This window comes from Nonomuraea terrae (assembly GCF_004348995.1).
GTDB lineage: Bacteria > Actinomycetota > Actinomycetes > Streptosporangiales > Streptosporangiaceae > Nonomuraea > Nonomuraea terrae.
Genome location: NZ_SMKQ01000003.1, coordinates 16,500 through 31,954, shown reverse-complemented (window position 1 = coordinate 31,954; position 15,455 = coordinate 16,500). Strand labels below are relative to the sequence as shown.

General features: G+C 70.6%; 19 protein-coding genes and 1 tRNA gene. 8 read left to right on the top strand and 12 right to left on the bottom strand.

Going from position 1 to position 15,455, the window contains the following annotated elements; translation table 11 throughout:
* The first annotated feature begins 39 nt into the window (after positions 1-39).
* The gene (locus E1286_RS01885; protein WP_132608525.1) at positions 40-336 is read left to right on the top strand and encodes a type II toxin-antitoxin system VapB family antitoxin; all 297 of its coding nucleotides are present in this window, start codon (positions 40-42) and stop codon (positions 334-336) included.
* Positions 337-384: 48 nt separating this feature from the next.
* Here E1286_RS01885 and E1286_RS01880 read toward each other — a convergent pair.
* The 4 genes from E1286_RS01880 to E1286_RS01865 form a co-directional block, all read right to left on the bottom strand.
* Positions 385-474 (bottom strand) — tRNA-Ser (locus E1286_RS01880).
* Positions 475-484: 10 nt separating this feature from the next.
* Entirely contained in the window at positions 485-940 is a 456-nt protein-coding gene (gene tadA, locus E1286_RS01875) for a tRNA adenosine(34) deaminase TadA (RefSeq protein ID WP_281282609.1), read from the bottom strand.
* The gene (locus tag E1286_RS01870; protein ID WP_132608521.1) at positions 937-1,413 is read right to left on the bottom strand and encodes a tRNA adenosine deaminase-associated protein; all 477 of its coding nucleotides are present in this window, start codon (positions 1,411-1,413) and stop codon (positions 937-939) included. Before E1286_RS01870 ends, tadA begins: the two co-directional genes overlap by 4 nt.
* An 18-nt stretch (positions 1,414-1,431) precedes the next feature.
* The gene (locus E1286_RS01865) at positions 1,432-1,947 is read right to left on the bottom strand and encodes a tRNA adenosine deaminase-associated protein (protein ID WP_397057421.1); all 516 of its coding nucleotides are present in this window, start codon (positions 1,945-1,947) and stop codon (positions 1,432-1,434) included.
* 225 nt (positions 1,948-2,172) lie between these two features.
* Here E1286_RS01865 and upp point away from each other — a divergent pair, with 225 nt between their 5' ends.
* The 7 genes from upp (at position 2,173) to E1286_RS01835 (ending at position 6,640) form a co-directional block, all read left to right on the top strand.
* Positions 2,173-2,811: a uracil phosphoribosyltransferase gene (gene upp, locus E1286_RS01860; protein ID WP_132608517.1), complete on the top strand. Its 639-nt coding sequence runs from the start codon at positions 2,173-2,175 to the stop codon at positions 2,809-2,811.
* Positions 2,812-2,935: 124 nt separating this feature from the next.
* Positions 2,936-3,160 (top strand): hypothetical protein, encoded by a 225-nt coding sequence (locus E1286_RS01855; RefSeq protein WP_132608515.1) that lies wholly within the window; start codon positions 2,936-2,938, stop codon positions 3,158-3,160.
* Positions 3,161-3,256: 96 nt separating this feature from the next.
* Entirely contained in the window at positions 3,257-3,415 is a 159-nt protein-coding gene (locus E1286_RS47465) for a hypothetical protein (RefSeq protein ID WP_165969524.1), read from the top strand.
* Positions 3,412-3,945, top strand: coding sequence for a PH domain-containing protein (locus E1286_RS01850; RefSeq protein ID WP_111176071.1), 534 nt, complete (start codon positions 3,412-3,414; stop codon positions 3,943-3,945). The genes E1286_RS47465 and E1286_RS01850 overlap by 4 nt, the downstream gene beginning before the upstream one ends.
* Before the next feature lie 96 nt (positions 3,946-4,041).
* Positions 4,042-5,385 carry a helix-turn-helix domain-containing protein gene (locus tag E1286_RS01845; protein ID WP_132608513.1) on the top strand — a complete coding sequence of 448 codons (1,344 nt, stop codon included), beginning with the start codon at positions 4,042-4,044 and terminating at the stop codon, positions 5,383-5,385.
* Between the two features lie 101 nt (positions 5,386-5,486).
* Positions 5,487-6,161 (top strand): FadR/GntR family transcriptional regulator, encoded by a 675-nt coding sequence (locus tag E1286_RS01840; protein ID WP_132608511.1) that lies wholly within the window; start codon positions 5,487-5,489, stop codon positions 6,159-6,161.
* Between the two features lie 11 nt (positions 6,162-6,172).
* Positions 6,173-6,640, top strand: coding sequence for a MarR family winged helix-turn-helix transcriptional regulator (locus tag E1286_RS01835; RefSeq protein ID WP_132608509.1), 468 nt, complete (start codon positions 6,173-6,175; stop codon positions 6,638-6,640).
* Here E1286_RS01835 and dnaN read toward each other — a convergent pair.
* From dnaN to E1286_RS01795, 8 genes are all read right to left on the bottom strand, one after another.
* Positions 6,618-7,715 (bottom strand): DNA polymerase III subunit beta, encoded by a 1,098-nt coding sequence (gene dnaN, locus E1286_RS01830; protein ID WP_132608507.1) that lies wholly within the window; start codon positions 7,713-7,715, stop codon positions 6,618-6,620. The genes E1286_RS01835 and dnaN overlap by 23 nt on opposite strands.
* Before the next feature lie 101 nt (positions 7,716-7,816).
* Positions 7,817-8,467 carry a response regulator transcription factor gene (locus E1286_RS01825; RefSeq protein WP_132608505.1) on the bottom strand — a complete coding sequence of 217 codons (651 nt, stop codon included), beginning with the start codon at positions 8,465-8,467 and terminating at the stop codon, positions 7,817-7,819.
* On the bottom strand, positions 8,467-9,891 hold the full coding sequence (locus E1286_RS01820; RefSeq protein ID WP_132608503.1) for a sensor histidine kinase: 1,425 nt from the start codon (positions 9,889-9,891) through the stop codon (positions 8,467-8,469). The genes E1286_RS01825 and E1286_RS01820 overlap by 1 nt, the downstream gene beginning before the upstream one ends.
* A gap of 72 nt (positions 9,892-9,963) precedes the next feature.
* Positions 9,964-11,439, bottom strand: a complete 1,476-nt coding sequence (locus E1286_RS01815) for an ATP/GTP-binding protein (protein WP_132608501.1) — start codon at positions 11,437-11,439, stop codon at positions 9,964-9,966.
* A gap of 34 nt (positions 11,440-11,473) precedes the next feature.
* The gene (locus E1286_RS01810; RefSeq protein WP_132608499.1) at positions 11,474-12,967 is read right to left on the bottom strand and encodes an SCO6880 family protein; all 1,494 of its coding nucleotides are present in this window, start codon (positions 12,965-12,967) and stop codon (positions 11,474-11,476) included.
* Entirely contained in the window at positions 12,954-14,093 is a 1,140-nt protein-coding gene (locus E1286_RS01805) for a hypothetical protein (protein ID WP_132608497.1), read from the bottom strand. Before E1286_RS01805 ends, E1286_RS01810 begins: the two co-directional genes overlap by 14 nt.
* Complete coding sequence (locus tag E1286_RS01800; protein ID WP_132608495.1) at positions 14,090-14,923, bottom strand: DUF8175 domain-containg protein; 834 nt, start codon at positions 14,921-14,923, stop codon at positions 14,090-14,092. Before E1286_RS01800 ends, E1286_RS01805 begins: the two co-directional genes overlap by 4 nt.
* Positions 14,920-15,201, bottom strand: a complete 282-nt coding sequence (locus E1286_RS01795) for a hypothetical protein (protein WP_132608493.1) — start codon at positions 15,199-15,201, stop codon at positions 14,920-14,922. The genes E1286_RS01800 and E1286_RS01795 overlap by 4 nt, the downstream gene beginning before the upstream one ends.
* Positions 15,202-15,455 lie beyond the last annotated feature (254 nt).

The window sequence follows — 15,455 nt, the reverse complement described above, 5'->3', positions numbered from 1 at the left end:
ACAACGCAAGTCGTCGGATTCTCTCCTAAAATCAGGGGGGTGATCTTCAAGCTTGTCGGCGACGGACGCCCTTACCCCGACCACGGTCTGACCCCCAGGGAGTGGGCTCAGATCCCGCCACGGCAGGTCCGGCTCGACTCGTTGATCACCACGAAGGCCATGCTGGACCTGCACTCTCTTCTGGCCGCCGACTCCACTTTCTACGGCGACCTGTTCCCCCATGTCGTGCAGTGGCAGGGCGAGCTCTACCTGGAGGACGGCCTCCACCGCGCCCTGCGCGCCGCGCTGCACCAGCGCTCGATCCTGCACGCGAGGGTCCTCGAACTGCCCGCCTGAGCAAGGAAAGCGAAAGGGCCCCCGAGATCTCGGGGGCCCTTTCGGCTGTGGCGGTGGTGGTGGGATTTGAACCCACGGATGAGTTGCCCCATCACACGCTTTCGAGGCGTGCGCCCTCGGCCACTAGGCGACACCACCGCGCACGAGCTTACCGGATTCTGCGAGTGGCAAAGAACCGCTTCAGTACGTCACCGCATTCCTCGGCCAAAACGCCCATCACAACCTCGGGCCGATGGTTGAGCCGGCGGTCGCGCACGACGTCCCAGAGCGAGCCCACGGCACCGCCCTTGTCGTCGACGGCGCCGTACACGATGCGGTCGACCCTGGCCAGCACCGCCGCGCCCGCGCACATCGTGCAGGGCTCCAAGGTCACCACGAGCGTGCAGCCGTTCAGGCGCCACCGGCCGCGGCGCGCGGCGGCCCGCCGCAGCGCGAGGACCTCGGCGTGGGCGGTCGGGTCGGCGGCGGACTCGCGGTCGTTGCCCGCGGCGGCCAGCACCTCGCCGTCAGGGCCGAGCACCACCGCCCCCACGGGGATCTCACCCCTGTCGCCGGCCGCGGCGGCCTCCGCCAGGGCCAGTCGCATGGCCTCCGCGTGGGTCACCTGAGCCGGTCGAGCTCGTCGGCGAACGACAGCCGCTCGGCGATCACCGACAGGATGTCAGCCGGCAGCACGCCCTCCTCCATGCTGAGCTCCAGCAGCTCCTCGCTGCTCACACCGAGGTCGCTGAGCGCCTCGAAGTCGCCCGCGGGACGCACGCCGAGCTCGTTGGCCTCCTTGTCGGGCACCACGCCGGCGAACTCGGCGAACAACTCGCCCAGACGGTTGGACGGCACCGCGTGCGCGTCCGACAGGAAGACCCGTGGCTCGTCGTCGCCCCGGTACCGGACGATGGCGAACCATTCGTCCTCGACCTCGACGCAGAGCAAGGCCAGCTCGTCGCCCGTGAGCCCCAGCGTCTCCGTGACCGCGTCACCGAAGTCGTCGACGATCTCGGCATCCGTCAGATCGACTTCGGCGCCGCTCCAGCCGTCGGTGGTCCTGACGAACGCCGCAGAGAAGGTGTTGGACGCCATGTCCGCGCTCCAGGGGGGTCAGCCGAAGACCGATTCGATGGCCCGCTCGAACGGCTCGGAGAAGCCGAGCCGCGCGGCGATGCTGGACAACACGTCTTCGGGCAGCAAGTCAATGTCGCCGGAGAGGATGCCCAGCTCCATCTCGTCCAACCCGAGATCGGCGAAGATCGACAGATCTCCGGCAGGGAGCACGGTCTCCTCGTCCTGGAGGATCTCGTCGAGCTCCTCCTCGTCCGGCACGGGGACGTCGAGATAGTCGAGCACCTCCCGCGCCAGCGGGAAGTCCCACGAGGCGGCGATGTCGGACAGGAACACGTCGACCCGCTCGCCCAGCACCCGCAGCGCCACGAAGAACTCGTCGCCCACCGCGACCAGACCGATCGTGCCGCTCTCACTCGGCTGCTGCTTCAGGGCGTGAATGAGCCCCTTCAGATCCGACGTGAGCGCGACAGGCAGCATCTCCGCATCCCAGCGGTCGTCCTCGCGATAAACCACGATGGCGAAGTCGAGAGCGTCTTCGTCTGTCATCGCCATCTCCAACCGACCTCTGACACGGCAAATATCACCAGCACCCAATCGTTCCAGAACCCGCCACTCGGCGTGTGCCTCTCCGACCAAATTGTGATCAAAACCCATGGCGTGAGCCGCACGGCCCCTTCCCATGCCTCACCCCGCCCAACGTACGGCACGTCATATTCCGCATTTCGCGCAGGTAGGCGAGGGTGCGACCGAGAGCGGCACCAGATAGCGTTGGCCTCCATGGAGACCCTCGTCGTCGATCATCCGCTCGTGGCCCACAAGCTCACCACGCTGCGCGATGTCCGCACCGACTCGCCGACCTTCCGCAGGCTCGCCGACGAGCTGGTGACGCTGCTCGCGTACGAGGCCACGCGGGACGTCCGGGTCGCCGAGGTCACCGTCGACACGCCCGTCTCCACCGCCCGCGGGGTGCGGATGGCGAAGCCGTACCCGCTGGTCGTGCCCATCCTGCGGGCTGGGCTCGGCATGCTCGACGGCATGACCAGGCTGCTGCCCACGGCCGAGGTCGGGTTCCTCGGCATGATCCGCAACGAGTCCACGCTGCAGGCCGAGACGTACGCCACCCGCCTGCCCGACGACCTGTCCGGCCGGCAGTGCTACGTCGTCGACCCGATGCTCGCCACCGGCGGCACGCTCGCGGCGGCCGTGCAGTTCCTCTTCGACCGGGGCGCGGTCGACGTCACGGCCATCTGCCTGCTCGCCGCGCCCGAGGGCCTGGCGTACATGGACAAGGTGTTCGCCAACTCCGGCAAGCCCATCCGCGTGGTCACCGCCGCCCTCGACGAACGCCTCAACGAGAACGGCTACATCGTGCCCGGCCTGGGCGACGCGGGCGACCGCCTCTACGGCGTCGTCTGACCCGGCCGATTGACAGGAAAAGCCCCTTTCCCGTCACATGGGGTCACCACTTCGTTACATACTGTGGTTGAGTGGGTACGAACAGACCCGGAAGGCAACTTCCGCACGCGCGTTGGGGGCGACGATGAGCGATCACACACAGCCGGATCCGACTCCGTACGCGGAGGTCGAAGCGGTGTTGTGCGATGAGTTCGCCGGCATTCACTCGGCGGCCACCGTAACGCGCTGCGTGGAAGCAGCGCACTACGGCGCGCTGGAGGTCACCGGCTACGCGCATCCCAGCCTGGTGGAGCGCATCGCGCGCAAGCACCTTCACGTGCTGGCTCTGGTGGCCAGCGAACGTGGCTAAGCAAGATCAGAACTAACCTGCCAAGTTACCTTTACCCCGGCTTGCAGGTGGGTAATGTAGTTGGCGGGTGGAGTGGCAAGTGGCACGGAGGCGACGGTGCAGGTCAAAAAAGTCCTCACATACGGTGGTATCGCGTTTGTGGCGTACTACCTGTTCGCGCGACCAGCTGATGCCGCGGACGCGGTGAGAGGAGCGTTCGACACGGTGTTCAACGCAGCCGACTCGCTGGCTCAATTTGTGAACAACCTCTCATGAGACTGGTGACCCACGGGGACTCCGCTCCATCGTCGGTCAACCGCTACCTCCTCCCCCACGAACAATCAGTCATCATGGTGCGCCGGCACCCGGCCATCCTGCTCCGCCCGGTCGCCGAGGTGCTCGGCGGCCTGATCATCGCCGGGCTGCTCAGCAGGTTCTTCGGCAGCAACGAAGGCGGCGGCACGGCTCTCGTGGTCGTGTGGTGGCTTTGGCTGCTGCTGCTGATCCGCTTTGTATGGAAAGTCGCCGAGTGGTCGGTCGATTACTTTGTGGTGACTTCCAAGCGCATGTTGCTGACCACCGGGCTGATCACGCGCAAGGTCGCGATGATGCCCTTGGCGAAGGTCACCGACATGAGCTTCCAAAGATCTCTACTCGGGCGCATGCTCGGTTACGGTGAGTTCATCCTCGAGTCCGCCGGTCAAGACCAGGCTCTGTCAACGGTCGAATACATTCCGTATCCGGAGACCTTGTATCTCGAGGTCTGCCAGATGCTTTTCCCCGGCAAGGACGACGGCGACGATTAATCTCCCCGTGGCAAATTCTTCATGTGGGGATACCAGATTCGGCTACTTCATGCAATCATTGCCTGTTGTTGACCCTTCCCCGCCTTGAGAGATGAGATGCCGAGTCAGGGAACCATCGGTGACCGCGTCCGCGGACTGCGGCTGAACAGGCGGATGTCTCAGGCCCAGTTGGCCGGACCCGACCTGTCGGACAGTTATGTCTCGCTCATCGAGTCCGGCAAGCGCACGCCCACTCCGGTGGTCGCCCGGCTACTCGCCGAGCGGCTCGGATGCACCACCGAGTTCCTCCTTCACGGGATCGAGCCTCGGCAGCGCATCGACACCGAGCTCGGGTTGCGTCACGCCGAGCTCGAGCTCCACCACGGCGACCCGGCCGTGGCCGCCGAGCGCTTCACCGAGATCGTGAAGGTGGCCGACGAGGAGAACGCCATGCTGACCGCGCAGGCGCGGTTCGGCCGGGCGCGCGCGTTCGAGGCCCAGGGCCGGCTCGGGCAGGCGGTGGAGGCGTTCGAACGGCTGCGCCGCGAGGCCGCGGCCCACCCCGAGCGGCTGGCCGACCTGCCGCTCACGATCGCGCTGAGCCGCTGCTACCAGCAGGCCGGTGACCGGCTGCGGGCCCGCGACCTGGCCGCCACCGCGCTGGCTCAGGCCGAGCGGCTGTCGATCACGCACGGCGAGATCGCCGTCGACCTGGCCGCGGCCCTGGTCGAGGCGCGCAGCGAACGCGAGGGCGACTCCCCCGCGATGACCTACGTCGGGCAGGTGCTCGGCGCGGCCGGTGTCCCCGTGGTTATGGACCGTTCCGCGGAGATCACCGCGCTGTGGCAGGCGAGTTCGGCGGCCGCCGCGGGTGACGACTCCGCGCTGGCAGTGCGGCTGGCCGACGACGCGATCATGGCGGGGCGGGAGTCCCGGATCGCGTTGCGACTGGCCCGTACGGCGATGCACTGGGCCAGGCTGGCCACGGTCGAGATCGACGAGGCCGAGCGGCTCGTCGGCGCCGCGGCACAGGCGTTCGCGGCGTTCTCCGCGACCACGGGCGAGCATGGTGAGAGCCTGATCGTCCACGCGCGGGTCAGGCTGCGGGCCGGCGACCCCGTGGGCGCCGGCGAGCTGGCCGTCTCGGCGCTGGGGCTCGCCCACGACCGTTCCGGCACGACCCCGGCCGAGGCCCACCTCGTGCTGGCCACGGTGACGCTCGACCGGGGCGGTGACGCCCTCGGCCACCTGCGCAGCGCGCAGGAGGTGCTCGACGCGCTCGACCGCCCGGTGTTCGGATCCGACCGTCCGGCCGCGCGCTGCTGGCGCGAGCTCGGCGACCTTTACGGCAGGGCCGCGTGCCGAGCAGAGCAGACCGCCACATATCGTAAGGCCCTCGAAGCTGCCGGAGTTCGCTCCGCCATGGCAGGGGTGACGATCGACGCCGTAGTTTCTCGCTAACCTCCGGGAGCTCCAGATTTAATCCCCATTGAGTCTGGAATAATGAGGATCCCCCAGTCATTGACTCATAGGATGATTGGCTTTCCCGGAGGAGGCGGACTGTGAGTCTGCGTACGGCGCAGCGGGCTTCGCTCGTCGACCAGGTGATCGATCAGCTCAAGGAGCAGATCACATCAGGATCCTGGCACATGAACGGCAAGATCCCCACGGAGACTGTCCTCGCGGAGCAGCTGGGAGTGGGGCGTAACACCGTTCGCGAGGCCGTGCGCGCGCTCACACACGCCGGGCTGCTGGAGTGCCGTCAGGGCGACGGCACATACGTCCGGGCGACGAGTGAGCTGTCCGGCGCGATGCTGCGCCGGCTGCGCCAGGCCGAGCAGCTCGAGATCCTCGAAGTACGCCGGGCGCTCGAGGTCGAGTCCGCGCGGCTGGCGGCCACGCGTCGCACCGACGAGGACATCCGCCGCATCGAGGAGGCGCTGGCCGAGCGCGAGCGGGCCTGGGACCTCGACGACCCCGACTACTTCGTCGAGGCCGACCTGGCCTTCCACATGGCGGTCGCGCACGCCACCCACAACCTCGTGCTGATCGACCTGTACGAAGACTTCTCCGCGGCGCTGCGGGCCAGCATCACGGCGGCCGGCACGTCGCTGAACAAGAGCTACATCCCGCACGACGCGATCGCCCGGGCCATCGCGGCCGGCGACGCGGCGGCGGCCGAGCGGGCGGGTCACGCCTGCATGGAGCACATCCTCATCGCCCTCACCGAGGCCTGACCCCTTCACCCGTGGGCAGGAGCCGACGCAAGCGGCAGGATCCCGATCTCGGCATCCTGTCCAGCCGGACACTGTTCAGCCTGCAGCGGGAGTTGTTCACCAAGATCTCTGAGCTGGGCTACGCGGGGCTGCGGCCACGGCACGGCGCGGTGCTGGCCTACCTTGACGACGCCGGCAGCCGGGCCACCTACCTGGCCGCGCAGTCCGGGCAGCACAAGCAGGTGATCGGCACCCTCGTCGACGAGCTGGTCGCGCTCGGCTACGTCCAGCGCAGGCCCGATCCGGCCGACCGGCGGGCCAAGCTGGTCGTGCCCACTGCGAGAGGGCGCGAACTGACGGCCGCGACGGACGCCGTCCTCGCCGCCATCGAGACGGAGCACGCCCGGGCCGTGGGCGAGGAGGCGTACGCGGAGTTCAAGAGGGTCTTCCGGCTGGTCGCCGAGCGCCAGGCGGGGCTCAGGTCTGACGCAGCGACATGACGAGGTAGCGGAAGACCGGCTGGGCGTCGCCCGGGACGTCCTGGACGAGGGCGGGCCTGGTGGGCGACTCGAGGTTGATGCGGGCCAGCTCGGTGTCGATGCCGGTCAGGCCGTCGAGCAGGAACTGCGACTGGAAGGCGATCTGGATGTCGTCGCCGCGCAGCTCGCACGGCACCACCTCGGTGCCGCGGCCCACGTCGCCGCCGCCCGCCTGAATGAGCACCTGCCCCTGGCTGAACGACAGCCGGATCGCGGTGTTGCGCTCGGCCACCAGCGCGACACGCTTGATCGCGCCCACGAACGGCGCCACCGCCACATCGGCCCTGATCGACCAGTCGGACGTCAGCCGCGAGCGGTAGTCGATGAACTGCTCGTCGAGCAGGCGCACGGTCGTGCTGCGCCCGACGCTCTCGAACCCCGCCACCCCGTCGCCCATCGCGACCGCCACCTCGCCGCCGCGCAGCGACTTGGCCACCTCGACCAGCACCTTCGCCGGGACCATGGCCGAGACGGCGACGTCGGGGCCGACCGGGCGCCAGGTGAAGTCGCGGGCGGCGATGCGATAGCGGTCGGTCGCCGCCATCGCCACCGACTCGCCCTCGATGTCGATGCGGATGCCGGTGAGCATCGGCAGCGTGTCGTCGCGGCTGGCCGCGGGGGCGACCTGGCCGACCGCGGAGGCGAACACCCCGCCGCCGACGGCGCCGACGACCGGCGGCATCGTGGGCAGCGTCGGGAAGTCTTCGACCGGCATCGTGATCAGGCCGAACTCCGCGCTCCCACAGGTCAGCACCGCCTCCTGGCCGTCGGTGACGATCTCGACGTCGTCGGCGGGCAGGCTGCGGCTGATCTCGGCCAGCAGCCGGCCGGGGATCAGCACCCTGCCCTCCTCGGCCACGTCGGCGTCGACCGCGGCCCGCGCGGAGACGTCGTAGTCGAAAGCGGACAGGGTCAACTCGTCGCCCGCCTCCAGCAGCAACCCGGAGAGAACGGGGACGACGGGGCGGCTCGGCAGGACGCGGGCGGCCCATGCCACCGCATCAGCCAGAACATCGCGGTTAACCCGGATTTTCACCTGATACCACCTCTTCGTCGCGCGCCGTGCTCTATGAAAATAGCCGGTGCCACCGACAACTCCCCGCCGTCCGGAGGAGATGGGCGGGCGCCTGCCGGCGATCAGCGGTTGTTGAGGTAGGCGAGGACGGCGAGGACGCGGCGGTTGTCGTCTTCCGAAGGAGCCAGGCCGAGTTTGGCGAAGATGGAGGCCGTGTGCTTGGCGACGGCGCTCTCGCTCAGGAAGAGGCGCTGGGAGATGGCGGCGTTGGAGCGGCCCTCGGCCATGGCCTCCAGGACGTCGCGCTCGCGGGGCGTGAGCGCGGCCAGCGGTTCGTTGCGGGCGTTGCTGGCCAGGAGCTTGGCGATCACCTCCGGGTCCATGGCGGTGCCGCCCGCGGCCACGCGGCGTACGGCGTCGACGAACTGGTCGGCGTTGAAGACGCGGTCCTTGAGCAGATAGCCGATCCCGCCCGAGCCGTCGGCCAGCAGCTCACGGGCGTAGAGCTGCTCGACGTGCTGGGACAGCACGAGGACGGGCAGGCCGGGCACCTGCTTCCTGGCCGCCAGCGCGGCCTGCAGGCCCTCGTCGGTGAACGTGGGCGGCAGGCGTACGTCGACGATGGAGACGTCGGGGCGCAGCTCCAGCAGGCCCTTCAGCAGCTCGGGGCCGCTCTCCACGGCCCCCACGACCGCGAACCCGTGGGCCTGGAGCAGATGCACCAGGCCGTCGCGGAGCAGGTAGAGGTCTTCGGCGACGAGTACGCGGTTCATCAGCAGATCGGCCCGGGGAACAGTCGTCCGACCCAGTGGTCGCGGTTGTGACTGGCGGGAATGCGGACGGCCATGACATGCATGATGACACCGAGCGCGGTCATTCCCAGAATCGTCGGCCACTGCAGGGGCTCGGGCAGGCGCAGGGCGAGGAACCAGCTCGGGTCGCCGTCGTACCCGGCGACTTTGATTACACCGGCCACGAGGCCCTGCGGAAAGGTCGGGCACCAGGCCGTCGCCCATAACGCGATGACCAGTGCCGACTTCCAGCGCGGCAGGTCGGGCTCGCCGGCCCAGTATTCGGGCAGCACCCGCGGCAGCTCCATGGTCACCGTGGTGGGGCCTCCTGGAGGGCTGTGCAGGGCGAGCACGCCGTCGAACGCGGCGAGCCGACGCTCGATGCCGGCCAGGCCGCTGCCCTTCGACGGATCGGCGCCGCCCAAGCCGTCGTCGGTGACGGTGACGCGCAGGGCGCCGCCGTTGGCGCTGACGTCCACGGTGGCGGTACGGGCGTCCCCGTGGCGGGCGGCGTTGGACAACAACTCGCTGACGGCGAAGTAGACCGCGGCCTCCACAGGCGGGTCGGGCCGGTGCGGCATGTCGACGTCCACCGTGACCTGCAGCGGGCTGTCGATGGCGAGAGCGCGTACGGCGTCGGACAGGCCGCGCTCGGCCAGCACCGGCGGGTGGATGCCGCGGATGACCCGGCGCAGCTCGGTGAGGGTCTCGGAGGAGGCGTCACGGGCCTTGGCCAGCAGCGCCTTGGCGGCGTTCGGGTCGGTGTCGACGAGCTGCTCGACGGCGCCCAGGGTCATGCCGATCGCCACGAGCCTGGCCTGGGTGCCGTCGTGCAGGTCGCGTTCGATGCGGCGCATCTCGGCGGCCTGGGAGTCGGCGGCGAGGGTGCGCGTGCGCCTCAGGTGGGTCACCTGGCCGGCCAGCCGGCTGGCCGCGGTCGCGCCGAGCAGCAGGTCGGCCCAGAGCGCGTAGACGCGCATGCCGCGTTCGGGCATCACCAGGAACAACGGCACCAGCGCGACCTTCACCAGCGGGTCCAGCACCAGCCAGGCCTCGTCGCGCCAGGTCGCCGGGTCGGTGAGCATCCATCTCCACCGCTCGCTCCAGGCCGGCACGCGGGGCGTCTTGTAGAGCGTACGGTCGGAGCGGTACATCCCGTCGGCCTGCGGCACAGGAGGCGGCGGCGCGGGCAGGTAGGGAGGCTCGATGGCCATACCCGTCCAGCGCCCGACGAGCCGCCGGTGCAGCTGGGCGAGCCGTCTGACCATCCTCACCTGTGGCGGGAACAGGAAGACCATGCCCAGCGCGAACGACACCAGCAGCATGACGGCCGCCAGGGCCGCCACCGGCACCTGCACGCCGGCGAGCGCGAGCAGGACCGCGAGCTGACCGAACCTCCGAAGCATGCTCTCCAGTGTGCGGCAACCGGACATTCCAGGTCACTGTACCTAGCACCACATCTTCTGTGACGTTCACACCTAGCGGAGGGTCGAGAGGGCCCAGCGTTTGTTGGTGTCGTTGACCGCCAGCTCGGCCGGAGTGAGGTCGATGTGGACCGGGATGCCGGGCCTGCCGCCGACCTTGACCAGGAACTTCCCGCGGCCCGGGGGCTCGCCGTCGCGATCTCGGGCACTGTCCCAGCTGGGTGGGGTGGACCAGTCCACGATCATGCGTTGCTCGTGCGCGGACATCCGCACGACCTGGGTGAGCGAGGCCATCTCGGCCTCGGGCAGCCCGCCGCAGATGATCATGCCGGCGCGTTCGGCGAAGCCCCGGGCCTTGAGCCGGTCGGCCTCCTCCGTGAGGGCCAGCAGGTCGCTCATGGTGTGCGTGATCATCGCCTGGCCGACGCCTCGTTGCCGGTTCAGGCGGGTGAGCGCGTCGACCCGGTCGACCAGGCCGCGGCCGGCCCGCAGTACGCGCCACAATTCGTCCAGCACCACCCAGAAGCGTCGTTGTGGCGCCAGCTGGGCATCGGCCAGGGCGTTCGCGGCCTCGATCGCGCCGAACCCCTCCGACCAGCAGGCCAGCAGCACCGCCGCCTGCAGCTCCTGATCGGCTTCGTCGATCCCGGAGATGTCGATGCAGATCCCGGCCGGGGTGTCCAGCCGGATCGGGGTGGTGGTGGCACGGGCGAAGGCGTCGCCGAGCGGCCCGTCCAGCAGTCCGAGCAGGGAGGCGTGCAGGGGGTCGACGACCTGCCGATAGCGCTCGTCGCTGCCGCGGGCCAGGGTGACCGCCCGTACCGGGTCGGGGCCGACGTCGATGACGTGGATCAGGTCGGGCAGGATCGGCACGCCCTGGTGGCGCTCGTCCAGCACCCGCAACGCCGCCGACAGGATGGTGCGTTCGGTGTCGGCCACGGGCCGGCCGCGCACGATGGTGATCAGGGCGGCCACGGCGTTGAGACGCCGGCCGTGCGCGTCGGCCAGCAGCCGTTCGCGGTCCAGGCCGGACAGCCGTGCGGCGGCGGCGCCGATCTCGCCGGGGTCCAGCACGTTGAGCGCGCCGAGTCCGCGGCCGAGCTTGATGATCTGCCCGCCCATGGCGGCGATGAGATCGGTGTAGTCCGGCTTGAGATCGCCGAGCACCAGGGGGATCACGCCGTAGCCGGCGAGGCCGACGACCTGGCGGCGGACCAGGGTCGACTTGCCCAAGCCTGGCTTGCCGAGGACGAGCTCGGAGGGGTTGTGGATCAGCCCGGCGCGGGCGAACCACGAGATCGGGTCACAGCACAGGGTCGCGCCGCCGGTCAGCTCACGCCCGAGCGGCACGCCGATCGCCGGTGTGCTGGACCCGACCCCGAACGGCCACAACCCGCACACCTGGACGGTGGTGCCGCGCCATTCCGGCGGCGCCTCCACGTACGGTACGCGGCCGCCGCCGCGCCCGCCGTACCCGCGCGCGCCGGGCCGTCGGCCGGGAGGCGGGGAGGTGTGCTTCGTACCTGGCATGATCGTCCTCTCCAGACTGGGGTCTCAGCGGAGGTCACATCGCCTCCCGGACGAAGGTGGGGATCCGAAGGTGGTCGGGCAGGACCAGGCCGAGGGGCAGCGCGGCGGCGAAACAGGCGGCTTGGGCGCCGTACATGCGGCGCAGCCGGACCCGCGCCGATGGGGCGAGTGTGTCGATCGCGGCGACGGCCGCGGGCAGGTCCTCCGGCCGCGCGACGGTGGCGGTGACGAGCATGGCGAAGCGCACCACGCCCGCCCCCTTGGCCTCCTCGCGGGCGCTCTGGTCGGCGGCGGCCACCGCCACGGTGTCGCGGGCGGCGGCGTTGGCACCGCCGAGGCGGAAGCGGGCGTCCTTGCGGTCGCGCTCGACCAGGCGGGCGGCGCTGCCCGGGTCGTAGGGCCGGTACAGCAGGGAGACCCGCTTGCGGGTGATGTCGCGGTGCGGTGCGAGCAGATCGGTGAGCACCGGCGAGAGGACCTCTCCCCGGGGGGCTTCGCTCATCCCCCAGGTGACGGAGGCCCCGGAGTCGTGCCGGTAGTGGTCCCAGGCCTCCTGGGCGGCGGCCGGGCCGATCTGGTCCCAGGGCTGGGCGAGCGGCTCGCCGCCGGAGCGGGCCGCGTCCAGCAGTCGGTGGCTCGCGGGGTCGTAGGCGATACGGATGGCCTCGGCGATCTCGGCGCTGGTCATGGGCCGGACGGCGCCCGCGCCTGCCATGCTGAGCCCGGCGGTCAGGCCGGGCAGGCGGGTGGCGATCTCGCGGGTCATGGCGTCGGCGGTGCGGAGCCGGCCGCCGCGCGGGTTCGCGGCATAGGTGACGGCTATCCGGGTGGAGACCTGCGCGGATCCGGCGGGGTAGGTCCGTACGACGTCGTTCAGGACGGCCGCCGCCAGTGCCGGGGCGTCGGGTGAGAGGTTGTCGGCGACCTCGCGCTGGAGCCGGGTGCCGAGGTCGGGCGCGGTCTCGATGGTGACGGTGGCCGCCACGAGGGACGGCTCGTAGGCGAGGCCCGCCAGCCACTGGCCCCAGTGCGCCACCCAGGTGTCGACCTGGTCGCCGTCGACCAGCGCGGCCCCGTCCACGGATGCCTCGAACACCGCCGTGTAATGACCGGTCGTCGGCACGACGATCAGGCCGAAGTCGCGGCCGCGGGAGTCGGTGGCGTCCACGACGTGCGAGCAGGCGGCCAGGCCGGGCAGCTGGAAGGCGCCGGCGTGGGTGAAGCCGAGCGGCCCGGACCGGTACAGGTGCCGGCCGCGGCCGCGACCACGCAGCCAGGACAGGCGGGCGACCGCGATCTGCAGGCCGGTACGGCCATGCCGATCGCGCACCAGCAACATCGGCGCCAGGACGAAGGCGATGGCCGCCGCGAGGACCAACGCGGCCCGCAGCGAGACCATCATGGTGATCAGGCAGGCGACCAGGCCACCGAGGAGCAGCAGGGTGCCCATCAACCCCAGCTCGCCGATCCCCGGGCTGGCGGGGCGACGCCAGTTGCCGTAGGTGCGCTCGGAGTCAGTGGTCGCCATCCGGTCCTCCTTCTCGTGCGGGTGGCTGGGTGCTCTTCGTGGTCGTGGCGGCGTCCGGGGCGTTGCCCAGGGGGTCCGTCGCGGGTCCGGTGGCGCGCGCGCCGCACGGCCCGGCGGGGCGGCCGCCCCTGTCCGCGTCCACGCCGGAGGTGGCGGAGTGGTTCCTGCCGAGCGCGGGCAGGACCCGGGCTCCGGTGGCGACGCCCCAGACGGTCATGGCGGCGCCGGAACCGCCGCCGCCGGAGCCGACCGCGCTGATCGCCGGGGACAGCAGCCGCATCAGCGCCGGCAGCGCCACGACCGCCAGGATGATCATCAACATCCCGGACATCTGCGCCAGCTCGGAGGCCGGAGTCCCCATCGCCAGGAAGGCATAGCCGTAGACCGTCGCGGCGGCGGGCTTGTACAGGGCAAAGGCGAGCGCCCAGACGGCGATGCGGGTCAGCCAGACGCGCCCTGCCCGGGTGCCGCTCAAGGCGGCCGCCATCGGCAACATCCCGGCCAGCAGCCCGAGCACGACGACGCGCGCCAGCATCAGCATGATCTGCAGGACGCAGGAGATGATCGAGACGAAGGCCAAGATGATCATCAGACCTGGGGGCAGTGTCAGGCTCTGGAAACTCGCCAGCCGAGTGATCGCGGCGGAGAAATCGGCGCCGGACAGCGCCTGGCCGATGATCCAACCGGAATAGGCGTCCCCGGCCTCGACCAGCAGCGACATCACCGCCGTCCCGCAGCCGGTGACCACCGTCAGGGTCAGCAGGCCCGCCATGGCCCGCATGGCGGGCTCGGCCCGCCGCCGCAGGGCGAGCCGGCCCGCGGCGATGATCAGCCCCAGCACCGCCAGCAGGGCGACGTACCAGTGCGTACGCTCCTGCAGCCAAGCCACCGGACCGACGCTGTCGGACAGGGGCGGCCCCGGGGCGGTGCTCGCGGAGAAATCGGCCATCATGCTCAGGACCTTGACCTGGGCCTCCTGCAGCGCCGCGGCGAGCTCGTCGATCACGCCGCCGCCGGCGCCGCCCTCGCCGGCGCCGCCGATCCCCGCGCAGACCGCGTCGGCCCCGGGCAGGTCGCACAGGCCCGGGTCCGGGGCGAGTGCCGGCACGGACCGCATCGCGATCACACCCCTCCCCAGGGCACGAACCCCGCCAGCGAGGTCACCGCCTGCAGGCTCGGGCTGATCGACCCGTCGGGCTGCAACCGCAATCGCCAGTCGTCGCCGCTCCACACCACGGTGACGGTGTTGACCTGCAGATGTCCCGTGGCCGCGAAGCGGGAGACCAGTTGGACGGTGGCGACGTCAGGGGTGTAGGAGGCGATCGCGAAGGCGGCCAGCTGTCCGTAGCCGCCGGCGGTCCGGCCGGTGTCGGTGCGCACCCGGCTTCGCTGAGCGACGTAGGCGTCCCGGCCGGGGCCGGGCATCACCTGAAGCCTGACGACGCGCCGCCAGTCATCGGCCAGGACGAATCTCGTGGCGATCTGCCAGGCGGCGATCAGCGCGCCGGTCGGCGTACGGGTGTGGCAGCGGTTCACGTCGCCCTCCTTGCGGTGCGGGCCGTGCTCGCGTGAGGCAGGTTCGGCGACCCCGTGGAACACCGTCCACACGACGTCGTCGGGTGGCTGCGTCGGCAACGTCCGGGAGGCCGCCCCGGAGGTGGCCGGGCACCGGCCCGGCCCCGTGGTGGACGACGTGGAGGGCATGGGCGGCGGGGCGGCCGCCGACGCCGCCGCCGACGCCGACGCGGTCGAGCCGGACGGAGCGGGCGGCAACGGCCGGTCCGCGGTGGAGTCTCGGTCGGGCAGTACGAGCACGATCACGGTCGGCACCGCCAGCAGGGCCACGAAAACGGCCGCCGCCCAGAACGCCGCGCCGCGCGAGACCCCACGACCGTGCGGAGACGCCGGGGTGGAGAGATCGGGCGACTCGGCGGATCTTCGGCTGGTCGAGGTCATGACAGCAGGGCGCCCACCAGGCCGGAGGCCGAGCCGAGGAGCACGCAGGCGGCCATCACCCACGCCAACCCCGCCGCGTGCCGGCCGCCCTCGCCGCGGTGGTGGACCAGGGCCATCCGGGCGGCCACGCCCATCACCCCGGCCACGCACACCCCGGTCACGATCCACGCCGCCCAGCCCAGCGCCGTCAGGAGTTTCTCCGATCCGGGAGGCGGCGTTCCCACGCCCGGGTCCGGGACGCCGGTGAGCAGGAGCAGATCGGACAGCACATACGTCATGAAGGTCCTCCGGTGTGATCAGATGCGATGATCTGGTGCAATTCGCCGGCCCCATGACCGTGTCCCAGGGTCCATGCTTGTAGAGAAGTGACCAAGCCCCGCCCTATTTCTCCCAAAACTGGGGCGCCCGCAGCGGCCGACCATCCGAATAACCGGCCACATGGGCCGTTGACCAGGTAAAACCTTACTGCGCGGGATCACGGTCGGCCATTAGCGACACCTTTTTCGATGCGACATCCACAATGGCCGGCAGT

What these genes read in the sequence shown, in the direction of transcription:
- E1286_RS01870 (WP_132608521.1), bottom strand. Translation starts at nt 1,413, where the DNA reads ATGGCGTCCAACACCTTCTCTGCGGCGTTCGTCAGGACCACCGACGGC.
- E1286_RS01865 (WP_397057421.1), bottom strand. Translation starts at nt 1,947, where the DNA reads ATGGCGATGACAGACGAAGACGCTCTCGACTTCGCCATCGTGGTTTAT.
- upp (WP_132608517.1), top strand. Translation starts at nt 2,173, where the DNA reads ATGGAGACCCTCGTCGTCGATCATCCGCTCGTGGCCCACAAGCTCACC.
- E1286_RS01855 (WP_132608515.1), top strand. Translation starts at nt 2,936, where the DNA reads ATGAGCGATCACACACAGCCGGATCCGACTCCGTACGCGGAGGTCGAA.
- E1286_RS01850 (WP_111176071.1), top strand. Translation starts at nt 3,412, where the DNA reads ATGAGACTGGTGACCCACGGGGACTCCGCTCCATCGTCGGTCAACCGC.
- E1286_RS01845 (WP_132608513.1), top strand. Translation starts at nt 4,042, where the DNA reads ATGCCGAGTCAGGGAACCATCGGTGACCGCGTCCGCGGACTGCGGCTG.
- E1286_RS01825 (WP_132608505.1), bottom strand. Translation starts at nt 8,467, where the DNA reads ATGAACCGCGTACTCGTCGCCGAAGACCTCTACCTGCTCCGCGACGGC.
- E1286_RS01820 (WP_132608503.1), bottom strand. Translation starts at nt 9,891, where the DNA reads ATGCTTCGGAGGTTCGGTCAGCTCGCGGTCCTGCTCGCGCTCGCCGGC.
- E1286_RS01815 (WP_132608501.1), bottom strand. Translation starts at nt 11,439, where the DNA reads ATGCCAGGTACGAAGCACACCTCCCCGCCTCCCGGCCGACGGCCCGGC.
- E1286_RS01810 (WP_132608499.1), bottom strand. Translation starts at nt 12,967, where the DNA reads ATGGCGACCACTGACTCCGAGCGCACCTACGGCAACTGGCGTCGCCCC.
- E1286_RS01800 (WP_132608495.1), bottom strand. Translation starts at nt 14,923, where the DNA reads ATGACCTCGACCAGCCGAAGATCCGCCGAGTCGCCCGATCTCTCCACC.
- E1286_RS01795 (WP_132608493.1), bottom strand. Translation starts at nt 15,201, where the DNA reads ATGACGTATGTGCTGTCCGATCTGCTCCTGCTCACCGGCGTCCCGGAC.